This is a genomic window from candidate division WOR-1 bacterium RIFOXYB2_FULL_36_35 (genome assembly GCA_001771505.1).
GTDB lineage: Bacteria > Margulisbacteria > WOR-1 > XYC2-FULL-46-14 > XYC2-FULL-37-10 > XYB2-FULL-36-35.
Window position 1 is genome coordinate 18,317 of the sequence record MEUA01000009.1, and the last position, 13,541, is coordinate 31,857.

Consider the following 13,541-nt stretch of genomic DNA (forward strand, 5'->3'; position numbering starts at 1 on the left):
ATATTATATAGAGAAATCTAAGAATTAGCTTTAAAAAAAGGGGATAAAATGTCTTTAAGAGTACGGGAAACATTAACAGTTAGAGCACTTGCACAAGGGATGAGGACTTTTAGGAATTGCGAAAGAACCAAAGAGAGATTATCAACAATCGCATATAGCTTTGGAAATTTCTTAAACAAAACAAGAATTCCAAATCTTTTCTTAGGGCACCCTTATTATACAGGACTTACAATAGAAAGAGCGGTCGCATATTTAAATATCCAAAATCAGCAAAAAGAAAAAGAAAATTACCCTCAAATAATGTCTTTTTATAAAACCGAAATTAAAGACATAGCATCACACCTCGGAAAAGACTTTTTAGTGCGTGATGACAGGGATGTTGAAAAGTTGATAGAAGATATTACGTTTGGTTGTTATAATTCTTATAGTAGGAAATATAAGGATGCAGTGTGGGGCTGTGTGGGAGATTTATTTGGTTTATCTGCGGTTTCTTTGGTTTGTTACGGAGTTTATACAATAAAAGGTTTCGAAATATCTATGTTAGCTGGTGCGTTATTTGTCAACTATTTTGGTTTACATATAAATTTGTCCAATCTTATACAACTTCGTCGCCTATCTATTTTTGCTTCAAATTGTAAATTTATGCAGGGAAACAAGTAGCAGTAAAACCCGTTAGGCTAAGACCATCTTTCTAAAATCCGCTACTTTAAAAAAGAGATTGTTTATAGACTTAAGCAAAGCTAACCGATTGGTCTTTATCCGTTCATCTTCATGCATAACCAGAATCTTTTCAAAAAAGGTCTCAACAGGAAGGGTAAGTTTTGATAACTCAATAAGAGCCTTTTTATCCGCCTTTTTGTTTAAAAGATCTTCGACCTTCCAGTTAACCTCTAAATATAATTTATAAAGATTCTTCTCTTCTTCTTCTACCAGGTCATGTTCCATTATCTGTGATCTTTCTGCTCCTGAAGCAATTCTAAAAACCCTATCATGCGTCGCGACAATTCCGGAAAACCAGATCTCTCTTTTATAAACATCTAAAGCTGTCGCGATGCGATAGACAAAAGAGATGTTTTCCAGATTTGCAAAAGAGGCATCTATCACTTCCTGGCTATATTTTAATTCGAGAAGCATCCCTCTTAAACGAACCCCAATAAATTCCAAAATCTTCTTATAAACCTTTTCAAAATCAACCTCTTTTAAAATTGAGCTATACAATTTCAAGGACTGATCAAAAACCAGATCAAGAAGTATTTCGGTCTGATTGGTTGCTATTATTCTTATTATTCCGTTTACAGCCCGGCGCAAACCATAAGGATCCGCCGACCCTGAAGGAATTTTACCAATTCCAAAACAGCCGCATACCGTATCTATCTTGTCCGCCAAAGAAACAACCCTTCCCGTAACTGTTTCAGGAAGCCCCTCTTCCGAGAAACGCGGAAGATAGTGCTCATATATCCCCAAAGAGACAAGTGCTTCTTCTCCCGAAATCATCGCATATTCTTTCCCCATAACACCCTGAAGCTCAGGGAATTCAAATACCATCTGCGTTAAAAGATCGGCCTTACAAAGGAAAGCAGTCCTATCTATCAATGCTAACGATTTATCGTCAACTTTTAATTCTTTCCCTATAAAATGAGAAAGCTTGCGCAGCCTCTCCGTCTTTTGTTCCATATCCCCCAATCCCGCCAAAAACTGGACACGCCTTAAACCGCTAATCCTTGATTTTAAGGGTACCTTTCTATCCTCATCAAAAAAGAATTTCGCATCAGAAAGGCGAGCAGTTATAACACGTTTATTGCCATCCTTCACATTTTCCGCGTTACAACCGTTTGTAACTATTATAAAATCAGAAGCTATCTTATTTTTTACATCAACAACAGGAAAATACCGCTGATGTTTTATCATGACAGCTTCCAAAACTTTACGAGGCAAAGATAAAAACCTCTTGTCAAAAGAGCATTCAAATACATAAGGAGATTCAATAAGATACGTAATCTCATTTAAAAGATCATCATAATCCAAAGCCATATTATTCTTACTTTTGACCAAAGTTCTTATTTTTTCTCTTCTTTCATCCTGATCAACTATAACCGATGCTTTTAAAAGCTTAGATTTATAGTAAGAAATATCCGCCTTTTCAATAACAAGTTTTTTCTGTTTATATAAAAACCTATGTCCTCTTGTTTTATTGGATGATTTAATCCCTGCCAGTTCGAATTTGATAATTTTGGATCCGAAAAGAGCCACAATCCAATGTATCGGTCTTATAAACTTAAAGTCTCCATCTCCCCATCTCATGCTTATCGGCATATAAAGAGAAGTAATTATTTCAGGCAACAGAGAAGTCAAAACCTTATCGGTAGGCAATCCTTTTTTCTCAACTTTCGCAAAGAGATAATTATCTTTTACAAAAAGATTGTTTTCAGAAACTCCGAATTTGGAGGCAAACCCGTTTGCCGCATTTGTAAATTTTCCATTCTGATCATAAGCTATGTTTTTTGGAGGGCCTTTAATCTCTTCTACTATATCCTGCTGTTTTTTGGGTAAATCCTCTACAAACAAAACCAGACGACGTGGAGTTCCATATGCTTGCAGAGATTTAAACGATAGCCTGTTAGTTAGTAATTTTTCACCCGCATTTTTTTTGAAATTTAAAACCAATTTATCCATAAACCGGGCAGGAATCTCTTCACAACCGATTTCTAAAAGTAAATTATTTTGTATCATTCCGGACTTGATCCGGAATCTATTTTTTCTATCTTTTTTCTTCATTTAAGATCGATATCTCCGAGATAAATCTGAGCGCAAAGCCTCGCCATTTTTCTTATCTTCAATATATATTGCATCCTCTCGGTTACAGAAACAGCCCCTCTCGCATCCAGAATATTAAAAGTGTGTGAACATTTCAACACATAATCATACGCGGGTAGGACTAATTTCTTTTGCAGCACGTCGAGCGCTTCTTTTTCATAAAGCTCAAACATCTTAAAAAGCGAATCAATATTCGCCTCTTCAAAATTATAACGGGAATGTTCTTTTTCCTGTCTTAAATAGACATCGCTATACTTTACAGTATTATTCCATGCGATATCGTAAACACTGTCGACTTTCTGAATAAACATCGCAAGACGCTCTAGTCCATAAGTTATTTCAACGGGAATTGGATTACAAGGATAACCCCCACACTCCTGAAAATATGTAAATTGTGTAATCTCCATCCCTTCCGCCCAAACTTCCCACCCCGTCCCCCATGCGCCAAGCGTCGGAGACTCCCAGTTGTCTTCAACAAAACGGACATCGTGGTTTGCAGGCTCTATCCCGATCGTGCGCAAGCTATCAAGGTACATCTCTTGTATTTCAATAGGAGAAGGTTTCATTACGACTTGATATTGAAAATAATGGAAAAGACGGTTGGGGTTTTCGCCATAGCGCCCATCAGTCGGACGACGAACAGGATCAATATATGCAACGTTCCAAGACTTATCGCCTAACACTCCTAAAAAAGTTGCAGGAGACATTGTGCCCGCCCCTTTTTCTGTATCGTAAGGCTGACGGATCACACAGCCCTGGTCTGCCCAGAAACTATTTAATTTTTCTACTATCTGCTGGAAATTTAAAACGGTTTTTTTCATCAATTAAAAAGAATTATATCACGCCATTTAATGATAATAAACTGCAGGAAAAATGCTTACCCCGAGTATTCATGCCAGAATAAAGCTCAAATAGTTTGTTAATTTCTGGTTTTACCGTGAATAATCAGGGTTAAGACAAAGAAAGACAAGACTTATTATCCCATCCCCAAGTCTTCATCCCCATCTACATCTATATCTATATCGTCATCAGTCAACACAATTTCATCCAACATCTTTTTCCTGTCTATGCCAATTTTTGATGATACAACATCGGGAAAACTTTGTTTTATTAACGCTTCAATTTTACTTGCAGCTTCATATTTTCCGCAATCTATATAAACCTGACCCAACCTGACTAATGCTTCAACTGTTCCCTCTCTGTTTTTTAAATTTTTATAAACCATAACCACTCCATTTAAAGCATCAATGGAATCTTCTTTTATGTATAATGCCCTTTCAAAACAATCTATAGCCTTTTCATATTTTAAGTGATGAAAATAAAGCTTTGCCGCTTTTATAAAATATGTCACAGCATATAAATCAGCATCAAGATTAAAATAAGAAAATGCAATATATCTGCAGGCGTCAGCATGGTCAGGATTATTTGCAACTACAAAACTAAAATCATCAACTGCTTTTTTAGTAAGAAGCTTTTTTTGTTCTAAGTCAAAAACATTATTGGCCTCGGCCAAATAAGATATTCCTCTTGCGTAATGCAAAGAAATTGACTGAGGTAAATATTTTAAAGCTTTCGTATAGTATTCGGCAGCATCACTATATTTTCTTTCTTTCAAAAATCCTGAAGCTTGCTTTAAAAATTCATCATAATTATTTGCAATAGGGGTTTGCGTTGTTACAGACTTCTGCCCGCTAAATCTATTAGTAAAAAGTCTTTTTACCCACATGTTAAACTCCAGTTTTATAAAAGAGCCTGTTGAATGGGATGTTTATTTCGCAACAGTCCCAAAAGCTCACCCAAAGAATCCTGACAAAATTACTCTTTAACTTTTATCGCAAATAGATTTAATCAATTTCGGATTATTTTTAAAGTTTTTTAGGTGTTGAAATAAACCCCGATTATTCAACCCGATTATCATAATCGGGGTTCATACCACGAGTAAACCCCGATTATTTATAGACTAACAGAATTCTATCAGAGTGTTGGAACGTTTCCCAGGTATGAATAATCGGGGTAAATAGAAGAAAAACAAAAGGAGGGAGAGTCGCCTCTCCCTCCCTATTGTTAACTCTCTTTAAAGTCTTATCAACTTTTTAGAAAAGTCAACTTATAAAATCAACTAAAACAATATTTCTGTTCTCAAAGAAACCTGACTTGTTGTGGTGCTGTTTTGAGTTGTTGAATCATAATCGGCAACAAGTTTCACATTGCTGTTCCAATTATATGTTCCACCAACAAAAATACTTGTTACACTATCACTGCCAACACCACGGTTCGGGTCATAAATATCAACACGAGCAAATAAACCATAAGGATTCATCATTTCATCAAATGCTCCAAGGTTAAGCAACCCTGCAGCACTAAGTCCCATGGTATTTTTGCCATAAGCAACTTCCCCGTAAACTTTGCCCATGTCAGCTTTATATCCAACCAACACGTTCAAAAGTTTTCTTAAGTCGGTAGTGCCTACGGATTGCCCTATGTTTTCAACCTTAGCCCCTAAACCAACTGTAACGCCTGGTAAAACTTCGGCATCAAGTCTTCCAGCTAAATCCTTTGCTCTGTCGTTTTCAGGATTTAAACCGTTTCCATTTAAGCCAGTTACTAAATAATTGACTGATGGAAGATATTCAACATTTATTGCCCCCATAAGGCCGAGTCCGATATCAGCTGTCGGATCAGCATAACTGGAAGACAACATGCTGGCAGAAACAACACGAAGACCCAAGAAGCTATCAACCCAATTTGACCAATATGTTGGTTGCACACCGATTCTCGCGTTTAAGTTGAAGTTATCGATTGCAACAAAGTCAAGAAGATCAACATAGGCATATTTTAAAAAGCTGTTACCTCCTGTTAGGGTATCAAGTGTTACTTTGGCAATTGCATTTGTGCCAAGTTTCTCCGTAGCAGTTATGTAAGCTCGAGTAATGCTGGTTGCGGTAGGAGTAGCATTTTGCTCCAAAACTGTAGTATTAACAGCAAAAACCTGGCCAGAAATCGTTGCGCCGGTACCAACAGGCGCTGATGTTTTACCCAAAACTTTTTTTACTACTTTTTCCACATCAGCTTCTGAAACTCCTCCATTTGCATTCTTCTCTATGGATTTAGCCATTTTCGAGAGGAACTGGGCTGTTTCATATCGTGACAATTTCTCGTTTCCACGAAATGTCCCGTCTGGGAAGCCATTAGTAATCCCTCTGCTAACTAAATCATAGACTGAATCTGCTGCCCAGTGATCATCAGTCATGTCTTTAAACTTTAGAGCAGCTGCTGGAAGAGAAAGCATAACAGCAAAAATAACTAACAATGCTAAACTCTTTTTCATCGTCACACTCCTTTTTATATATTCTTTCATACTAGCCTTTTTCATATATTCATCTCACCTCCTTTTTTCTAAATTAAAGGCATCCTGTTTTTGATTTCAAGGCTCTATTATAACAAATAATGTTTCTTTGTCCATAAGAAAAATCATAAAATTCTACAAAATAAGATTGCAAAATAGTCATCATCATTGTTTTACATATACCATCCAATAAAGAAAACTAACGACAAAAGCACCGCCAACCATATTGCCAAGAGTTACCGGGATTAGATTGTTTACAATCATATTCCCCCATGTCAGGCTTGATAAATTAAGTCCTGATAAAGACGCTGCGCTTGTCCCTTTAAGCAAAATGCCCATAGGAATAAAATACATATTAGAAATACAGTGTTCATAACCCAAAGCCATAAATGTTGTGACAGGAAAAAACACTGCTAATATTTTTCCTATTACACTACTAGATGCGGTTGCCATCCAAAAAGCAAGGCATAAAAGAATATTACAAAGCATTCCACGCCAAAAAGCTTCTCCCCACGCAAGACCAACTTTTGCCTTTGCTATATTTAACGCTGCGACTCCCGACACAAAATGCCCCTCTTTCCAAAGACCCGAACCAAACATAACTGCCACAAGAAATACAGCTCCAATGAAGTTAGCAAAATAAACTACAATCCATTTATATACAACTTTACTCATAGGAACTTGTCCGTCTAAAGCACTCATTAACATAAGGTTATTTCCTGTAAACAACTCCGCACCCGCAACAATAATAAGAATAAACCCTACACTAAAAACCGCACCAACAAAAAACTTCCCCAAGCCTAAGCCAACATACCTAAAAACATCGGTTGCAACAAGGGTCGCAATTGCAGATCCAAATCCTATATAAAGGCCGGCTAAAATGCCCAAAACAATAAGTTTCAATATAGAAGTATTTGTTTTTTGCACACAAATCGTTTTTGAAAGAGTATCGGCCACTAAAGAAGGATTTTTACTTGAAGCATCTATTTCATCCATTTATTTGCCTCCAAAAAATTAAGAAGAACAAAATCCAAACATTTTACCCCGATTATCCTAATTGGGATTCATTTTAATTGTTTCACATTATATTATAAAAAATTCTATAAAACCATCATTTTTTTTAGTATTTTTTTTAGTAACTTTAGCAACTGTTGTTCTAGATAAGAATTTGTTAGGAGGGCCTTCCGCATTCAACACTTCCCTTTTCCAAAATTTCTAGGGCATGTGGAATAACAGGCAAAATTATTTCCAAACACTCTTTTACGGCCTTTGAGCTCCCTGGCAAATTGATTATCAGGCTTTTGCCTCTTGTGCCAGAAAGCGCTCTTGAAAGAATCGCTCTCTTGTTGATTTTAAAAGATTCCATTCGTATAGCTTCCGATATTCCGGGAATTAGACGATCAACAATATCACTTGTAGCTTCAGGCGTAACATCACGACAAGAAAGGCCCGTCCCTCCTGTTGTCAAAACAAGATTGCAGGATTTATTGTCTACAAAATCAACTATTGCCTTGGAGATATCTTCTTTTTCATCAGGAACAATACAATACTCATATGAATCCGCTTTAACAATTTCTTTTATTGCCCTACCGCTTAAATCTTCCCGCTCTCCTTTTGATCCCTTATCCGAAACAGTTATTATGCCAACTTTCATAAAACTATAATCTCATCCCCTTTTTTTACAATACCGCCAGCTAAAACTTTCACAAAAACTCCTTCTCTCGGCATTATGCAATCTCCTGTCTGATAATAAATTTGGCATCTGGCAACACACTCTTTCCCAATCTTTGTAATTTCAACCTCTGTTTCGCCAAGTTTTAAATGTTGCCCGATTTTTAGAGATACAAGGTCAAGCCCTTCTGTAATTATGTTTTCGCCAAAAGCCCCATCATCAAGCTTTAATCCTTTTTTCCTCATCTCATCAATACTTTCAGAAGCAAGCAAACTGACCTGGCGATCTCCTCCTTTTGCATGAAAATCTCCCTCAACCCCAAGATTTTGAATCAGGTTAAGTTGTGCGGTAGAAAACTTTCGACCCTTTTCTTTATTTATACAGGTCGCTTTAACTTTTGGCATAATACAATATCTCCCATTTTCATATTTTTATCAACCGCTTTACACATATCATAAACAGTAAGGAGCGCAATGGAAACAGCCGTCAATGCCTCCATCTCAACCCCTGTTTTGCCTGTGCATTTCACAGTAGAAGTAATTTCTACATGATTATGAAATATTGTACAATCAATTGAGATGTCATCTAATAGTAAAGGATGGCATAGTGGGATTAATTCTGATGTTTTTTTTGCTACCTGAATCCCAGCGATCTTTGCGACAGTTAAAACATCACCCTTTTTAATTTGGTTTTCTTTTATTAACTTAATAGTCTCTTTTGATAGAAAAATAGACCCTTTGGCAACTGCTTCTCTTTTAGAAACAGCTTTATTTCCAACATCAACCATTTTAGCTTTGCCTTGTTTATCTGTATGAGAAAATTTGTTTTTCATAAGAATCCTCCTTACCCTCATCCGATTTTTCTTTATTTGATATCTCTTCCCCACTCACCTTCTCCCAAAGGGAGAAGAATTTTTAAATGTTTTGCTAATTACTAAAGACTCACACTCATCCCCACACCAAAGATTTTTGGTGTGGGGACTCACACTATTACTCAACTATCCTCCTATTTGATACATCTCCCTATTGCTTGTTTTGTATCCCCGCTCCGGTTTATGATTCACAACTTTTAAAAAAGCATCCTCTAATGAAGGCTCTTTTCTAATATCAACTTCATAATCGGAAAATAAACACGGACGAAGTTTGCCATCAGCTGTAAGTCTTATCCGATTACAAATCGCGCAATGCCCCCCTTCTCCCCCTTCCACTTTATAATAATCTCCGCTTTTCAAGTCCATCTTTTTTATAAAACGGGCTTTTAAATTATTATCGTCAGCAAATTTCATAAAATCTTCTTTTTCGTCATCATTAAAACCGTCAACCAAAACAATATTTAATTTTGTCTTTTCAAAGCCCGCATCTTTTGCCGCAATTATTCCGGCCAAAGCCTCGCTTAAATTCCCGCCACAGGTAATAATTTTATACCTGTCTTCTTTTAAAGAATCCAAACTTATATTTAATCGAGTAAGACCAGCCTTTTTTAAATCTTTTGCGTATTGAGGAAGTAAAATCCCGTTGGTCGTCATGGCAAGGGTTTGTACCTCTTGGACAGAAGAGAGCATTTTTACAAGATCAACAATTCCTCGACGAACAAGAGGCTCCCCGCCTGTCAGACGGAATTTATAAAACCCAAGCTTTACAGCCGTTTTTACTATCTCCAAAATCTCCTCAAAACTTAAAATTTCATCATGGCGCTTAAGTTTTATCCCATCTTTTGGCATACAATAGGTACAACGCAGATTACAACGATCTGTAACCGATATGCGCAGATAATAAATCTCTCGGTTAAATTGATCTAACATATACCGCTTCGCCTTTTTTAATTTGCTTTACACCTTTTGGGATTCTCATAATTGCATTTACTCTTAAAGAATGAAGATGCCCGGAGCCATGAAATTTTGTTAAATAGATGTTTGGCTCTGTGTTGCCAAAAATGATAACAGGAATATATTCTTCTCGATCGACTTTTTTTCTTTCAAAATCTTCTCCTAATATAAATTCTTTGAATTTGTCTGTAATATATTGATTTGTTAATTTTTCAATAAAAGGAACTATAAAAAGCTCAAATATAATAAATGCAGAAACTGGATTCCCCGGAAGACCAAAAACATACTTATTGCCTTTTATGCCAAATGTAGTTGGTTTTCCAGGTTTTATTGCAATTTTATCGAAAATGATTTCAACCTCGCATTCTTTTAGAGCTCCCTTTACAAAATCATAATCACCAACCGATACGCCACCAGATAAAATTAAAATATCCGATTCTTCAAGTCCTTTTTCTATGAGTTGTTTTGTAGTTTCAAAATCATCTTTTGCTATCCCTAAATAATTCCCCTTGATCCCTAGTCTTTTTAATTGGGCAAGAAGCATTGGACCATTGCTATTTCTTATTTGTCCTTTCTGCGGGATTTCGTTAGGCTCTACAAGTTCTGAACCAGTTGAGATAATGGAAATTTTTGGCAATTTGTAAACTTTAACAGTTGCTTTTCCTGCAGCAGCAAAAATGGCGATTTCCTGTGGACGAATTTCGCATGCAGGATTTAATATTAATGCTCCCTTCTTTACATCTTCTCCTTTTTTGGCGATATTCGGCTTTTGAGGGAATTTTGTAATGTGTATTGTGTTTTTTGTAATGTGTATTGTGTTTTCTACGGGAATTACAATATCGGCACCTTGAGGAACTATAGCCCCCGTCATAATTCTTGAACATTTCCCTTTGGTAATCTTTTTTTGCGGCACATATCCTGCAGGAATATCTTCAATTATTTCAAATGTTTCTGATTTGTCATTTGATTTTATTGCAAACCCATCCATCCCCGATTTATTAAAAGGAGGCATATCAGTATCCGAATAAATTTTTTGGGCAAGGATTCTACCTAGAGAATCTGAAATATTAACTTCTTCTATTCCCAGAATTTTTGCTTGGCTTAAAATTATATTTAACGCTTTTTTAGGTAATATCAATAAAGTCAATCTCCATTATATACATCTAAAAACAATCGAATTTCTTTTGTTGATGGATTTTTTAATACTTCTTTCGGCTCCCCTTCCTGAACTATTTTACCATCGATCATTATCATAATATAATCTGCAACCTCTAACGCTTCATTTTTATTATGCGTTACCCAAATAGTATCTATATTATTTTCTTTTATGATTTCTCTTATTTTATTCTTAATTATTATTTGAGATCGAAAATCAAGGTTCGCAAAAGGCTCGTCTAAAAATAATACTTTGGGGTCAAGAACCATTGCTCGTGCTAAAGATACTTTTTGAGCTTCTCCGGATGATAAAGTTGTGGCTCTTCTCTCTTTTAGATGTGATATCCCAAATATTTCCATCCAATGTGTAACTTTTTCTTTTATATTCTTTGATCCTCGTGCTTTTAATCCTAAAGAGATATTTTCAAAAACAGTCAAGTTAAAAAGAAGCGGCTCTTGAAAAACCATAGCCATTTCAAGGTTAATTGCCCCTGATTCCAAACCCATCAATCGTCGCAAATAAGTGCTTTTGCCAGTACCATTAGGTCCAAGTAATGCTTTTATCATGATTTTTTAACCCTCTGTTGGATAAGTGTCAATCCAATATTTACTGAAAAAGAAATTACAAGCAAAATCAAACCCAATATCAATGCTAATTCTATGCTTCCTCGTTGTGATTCAAGGACAATTGATGTTGTTAAAACCCGTGTTTGTCCTTTAATATTTCCTCCCACAATCATTACAGCTCCAACTTCTGAAATAATTCCTCCAAAACCCGCCATAATTGCGGCAAGAAGCGAAAGTTTTGTTTCTCTAATAAACAACCAAACAAGCTGCCATCCTTTTATCCCCAAGGCTTGCGCCTGCCATTTTAGTTTCTGCGGTATTTGCTGGATGGTTGCAAGTGTTAGTCCTGCTATTATCGGAGTTGCAAGTACTATTTGCGCCACAATCATAGCAACAGGAGTGTAAATCAATTCTAAAAAACCAAGTGGTCCCCCACGCCATAAAAAGAGCAAAACCAACAATCCGACAACAACAGGAGGCAGTCCCATTCCTGTGTTAATAAGAGCAATTAATACTTTTTTTAAAGGGAATTCCCTTAGAGCGACAAAAAAACCCAGACTTATACCAAAAAATACTGATATAAGAAGAGCAGTTCCCGAAACCCTAAGGGTCATCCAGATTATTTCCAGAACTTCATTCACTTACTTTTGCATCTCCAAAGAATAAAGAGCCCCCGAATTTATCTTTCCCAAAATTTTCGATAAGTTTTTGGGTCTTTTGAGAAACCAAGAAATCTGAAAATGCTTTTGCTCCTGCATAATTGATGGTTGTAAATTTTTCAGGGTTTACCTCAATTACATGATATGGATTTTGAAGTAAGGGCAGTTCGCGAACTGCCTCTACTTCTTCATACAAAATCTTTAAATTGATTTTATCTTTAAAGGCCAGATAAGTGGCACGATCAGATATTGTATAAGCATTTTTTTGATTCGCAATAGTTAGTGTTGCTCCCATTCCCTGCCCTGCTTCTATGTACCATGTGTTTGATAGGACTGCATTAGTTTTTGGCCAAATTGAGAGTTCTTTTTTATGGGTTCCGGAGCTATCCCCTCGAGAAATAAAAGGAATACCGCTTGAGGCTATATTTTTAAAAGCCTCTAAAACATTCTTTGCGGATGTGACCTTTGCAAGGTCATTTGCAGACCCTAAAAGCACAAAATCGTTATGCATTACAGGTTGCCTGTTTATTCCAAATCCATCTTTTACAAGTTTTTCTTCATCTTTTGGAGAATGCACAAGCAAAACATCTGCTTGGCCTCGTCTTCCCATTTCTATTGCCATTCCGGATCCTACCCCTATAGTTTTTACGGTATATCCGGTTTGTTTCTCAAAAATAGGGATTAAAAAATCCAAAAGACCCGAATCCACAGTACTTGTAGTTGTTGCAAGAATTAAATTTTTTGAAGCAGCAAAAGATGTCACAAAAAAAGACGAAAAAAGCAAAAAAAACAAAGCAATAAAAGCAGAAACTAATAAATTTTTAATGTTAAACATCTTTTTCTCCTTTCCAAAAATGTTCTCGATATCTTCGAGAACGGGAGGTCAACCCGTTTCCAGTTTGGCCCTATCGCCCAATCGCCATAGCCATTACAGCTTGCAGGCAAAATTGGGTCGGATTCAAAGAGCTTGTATTACAATCCTTGCCTCTGCGCTATAAACATTCATACGCCGACCTCTGACAAAACCGATAAGAGTTAAATTCATCTCTTTTGCCATTTTCACGGCCTGGTTTGTCGGTGCGCTTATTGAAGCAATTATCGATATCCCACACTTTTTTAACTTGAAAAATATTTCTGATGATATCCTGCCGCTCAATAATACAAATTTATCTTCAAAATTTATTTTATTTAAGAGGGCAGTGCCGATTACTTTGTCTACTGCATTATGCCGGCCTATATCATCCTTAAAATTTAATACACCTCCTTCTTTATTACATAAAGCCGCACTATGCACTCCGCCAGTTTTTTTAAACTCTTCAGAGCTTTGAGTAAAGTTAGCCATTGCTTCTGTTATTTTAGACGCTTCTACTTTTAATCCTTCCGATAACTTATTTCTATTGATTAGGTCTCCCGCGCTGTAAAAGATTATCCCTTTTCCACAGCCTGATGTGTAAAGCCTTTTAAATGCAATATTTTCATCAAGCCCTGACAAATCGGTTTCAA

At 36.3% G+C, this 13,541-nt stretch carries 15 protein-coding genes and 1 other annotated feature; of the genes, 1 reads left to right on the forward strand and 14 read right to left on the reverse strand.

The features are described from left to right. Window positions 1-48: 48 nt before the first annotated feature. The gene (locus tag A2290_02195) at window positions 49-660 is read left to right on the forward strand and encodes a hypothetical protein (GenBank protein OGC16418.1); all 612 of its coding nucleotides are present in this window, start codon (window positions 49-51) and stop codon (window positions 658-660) included. Between the two features lie 12 nt (window positions 661-672). Here the strand turns inward: A2290_02195 and A2290_02200 are convergent, their stop codons facing one another. The 14 genes from A2290_02200 to A2290_02265 all read right to left on the reverse strand — a co-directional run. Continuing rightward, complete coding sequence (locus A2290_02200) at window positions 673-2,730, reverse strand: glycine--tRNA ligase subunit beta (GenBank protein ID OGC16431.1); 2,058 nt, start codon at window positions 2,728-2,730, stop codon at window positions 673-675. Between the two features lie 41 nt (window positions 2,731-2,771). Further along, the gene (locus A2290_02205; protein ID OGC16419.1) at window positions 2,772-3,635 is read right to left on the reverse strand and encodes a glycine--tRNA ligase subunit alpha; all 864 of its coding nucleotides are present in this window, start codon (window positions 3,633-3,635) and stop codon (window positions 2,772-2,774) included. 155 nt (window positions 3,636-3,790) lie between these two features. Continuing rightward, window positions 3,791-4,540, reverse strand: coding sequence for a hypothetical protein (locus tag A2290_02210; protein ID OGC16420.1), 750 nt, complete (start codon window positions 4,538-4,540; stop codon window positions 3,791-3,793). A 393-nt stretch (window positions 4,541-4,933) separates the two neighbouring features. Then, the gene (locus tag A2290_02215) at window positions 4,934-6,187 is read right to left on the reverse strand and encodes a hypothetical protein (GenBank protein ID OGC16421.1); all 1,254 of its coding nucleotides are present in this window, start codon (window positions 6,185-6,187) and stop codon (window positions 4,934-4,936) included. Window positions 6,188-6,325: 138 nt separating this feature from the next. Further along, a complete protein-coding gene (locus tag A2290_02220; protein ID OGC16422.1) occupies window positions 6,326-7,156 on the reverse strand; it encodes a hypothetical protein in 831 nt (276 codons plus the stop codon). Window positions 7,157-7,331: 175 nt separating this feature from the next. Continuing rightward, window positions 7,332-7,814 carry a molybdenum cofactor biosynthesis protein gene (locus A2290_02225; protein ID OGC16423.1) on the reverse strand — a complete coding sequence of 161 codons (483 nt, stop codon included), beginning with the start codon at window positions 7,812-7,814 and terminating at the stop codon, window positions 7,332-7,334. Further along, window positions 7,811-8,236 carry a molybdenum cofactor sulfurase gene (locus A2290_02230; protein OGC16424.1) on the reverse strand — a complete coding sequence of 142 codons (426 nt, stop codon included), beginning with the start codon at window positions 8,234-8,236 and terminating at the stop codon, window positions 7,811-7,813. The genes A2290_02225 and A2290_02230 overlap by 4 nt, the downstream gene beginning before the upstream one ends. Then, window positions 8,209-8,664 carry a molybdenum cofactor biosynthesis protein C gene (locus A2290_02235; protein OGC16425.1) on the reverse strand — a complete coding sequence of 152 codons (456 nt, stop codon included), beginning with the start codon at window positions 8,662-8,664 and terminating at the stop codon, window positions 8,209-8,211. The genes A2290_02230 and A2290_02235 overlap by 28 nt, the downstream gene beginning before the upstream one ends. 165 nt (window positions 8,665-8,829) lie before the next feature. After that, window positions 8,830-9,633 carry a hypothetical protein gene (locus tag A2290_02240; GenBank protein ID OGC16426.1) on the reverse strand — a complete coding sequence of 268 codons (804 nt, stop codon included), beginning with the start codon at window positions 9,631-9,633 and terminating at the stop codon, window positions 8,830-8,832. Then, window positions 9,617-10,795 (reverse strand): hypothetical protein, encoded by a 1,179-nt coding sequence (locus tag A2290_02245; GenBank protein ID OGC16427.1) that lies wholly within the window; start codon window positions 10,793-10,795, stop codon window positions 9,617-9,619. Before A2290_02245 ends, A2290_02240 begins: the two co-directional genes overlap by 17 nt. Before the next feature lie 5 nt (window positions 10,796-10,800). Then, a complete protein-coding gene (locus A2290_02250) occupies window positions 10,801-11,379 on the reverse strand; it encodes a hypothetical protein (GenBank protein ID OGC16428.1) in 579 nt (192 codons plus the stop codon). Next, entirely contained in the window at window positions 11,376-12,020 is a 645-nt protein-coding gene (locus tag A2290_02255; protein ID OGC16429.1) for a tungstate transporter permease, read from the reverse strand. Before A2290_02255 ends, A2290_02250 begins: the two co-directional genes overlap by 4 nt. Further along, window positions 12,013-12,873 carry a hypothetical protein gene (locus A2290_02260; GenBank protein ID OGC16432.1) on the reverse strand — a complete coding sequence of 287 codons (861 nt, stop codon included), beginning with the start codon at window positions 12,871-12,873 and terminating at the stop codon, window positions 12,013-12,015. The genes A2290_02255 and A2290_02260 overlap by 8 nt, the downstream gene beginning before the upstream one ends. Then, window positions 12,864-13,008: a binding site (molybdenum cofactor riboswitch), on the reverse strand. (Overlaps the previous gene by 10 nt.) Further along, the coding region (locus A2290_02265; protein ID OGC16430.1) for a formate dehydrogenase family accessory protein FdhD at window positions 12,997-13,541 on the reverse strand (545 nt) is incomplete at its 5' end. It overlaps the preceding feature by 12 nt.

Coding starts and splice junctions, on each gene's coding strand:
- A2290_02195 (OGC16418.1), top strand. CDS start 49: ATGTCTTTAAGAGTACGGGAAACATTAACAGTTAGAGCACTTGCACAA.
- A2290_02200 (OGC16431.1), bottom strand. CDS start 2,730: ATGATACAAAATAATTTACTTTTAGAAATCGGTTGTGAAGAGATTCCT.
- A2290_02205 (OGC16419.1), bottom strand. CDS start 3,635: ATGAAAAAAACCGTTTTAAATTTCCAGCAGATAGTAGAAAAATTAAAT.
- A2290_02210 (OGC16420.1), bottom strand. CDS start 4,540: ATGTGGGTAAAAAGACTTTTTACTAATAGATTTAGCGGGCAGAAGTCT.
- A2290_02215 (OGC16421.1), bottom strand. CDS start 6,187: ATGAAAAAGGCTAGTATGAAAGAATATATAAAAAGGAGTGTGACGATG.
- A2290_02220 (OGC16422.1), bottom strand. CDS start 7,156: ATGGATGAAATAGATGCTTCAAGTAAAAATCCTTCTTTAGTGGCCGAT.
- A2290_02225 (OGC16423.1), bottom strand. CDS start 7,814: ATGAAAGTTGGCATAATAACTGTTTCGGATAAGGGATCAAAAGGAGAG.
- A2290_02230 (OGC16424.1), bottom strand. CDS start 8,236: ATGCCAAAAGTTAAAGCGACCTGTATAAATAAAGAAAAGGGTCGAAAG.
- A2290_02235 (OGC16425.1), bottom strand. CDS start 8,664: ATGAAAAACAAATTTTCTCATACAGATAAACAAGGCAAAGCTAAAATG.
- A2290_02240 (OGC16426.1), bottom strand. CDS start 9,633: ATGTTAGATCAATTTAACCGAGAGATTTATTATCTGCGCATATCGGTT.
- A2290_02250 (OGC16428.1), bottom strand. CDS start 11,379: ATGATAAAAGCATTACTTGGACCTAATGGTACTGGCAAAAGCACTTAT.
- A2290_02260 (OGC16432.1), bottom strand. CDS start 12,873: ATGTTTAACATTAAAAATTTATTAGTTTCTGCTTTTATTGCTTTGTTT.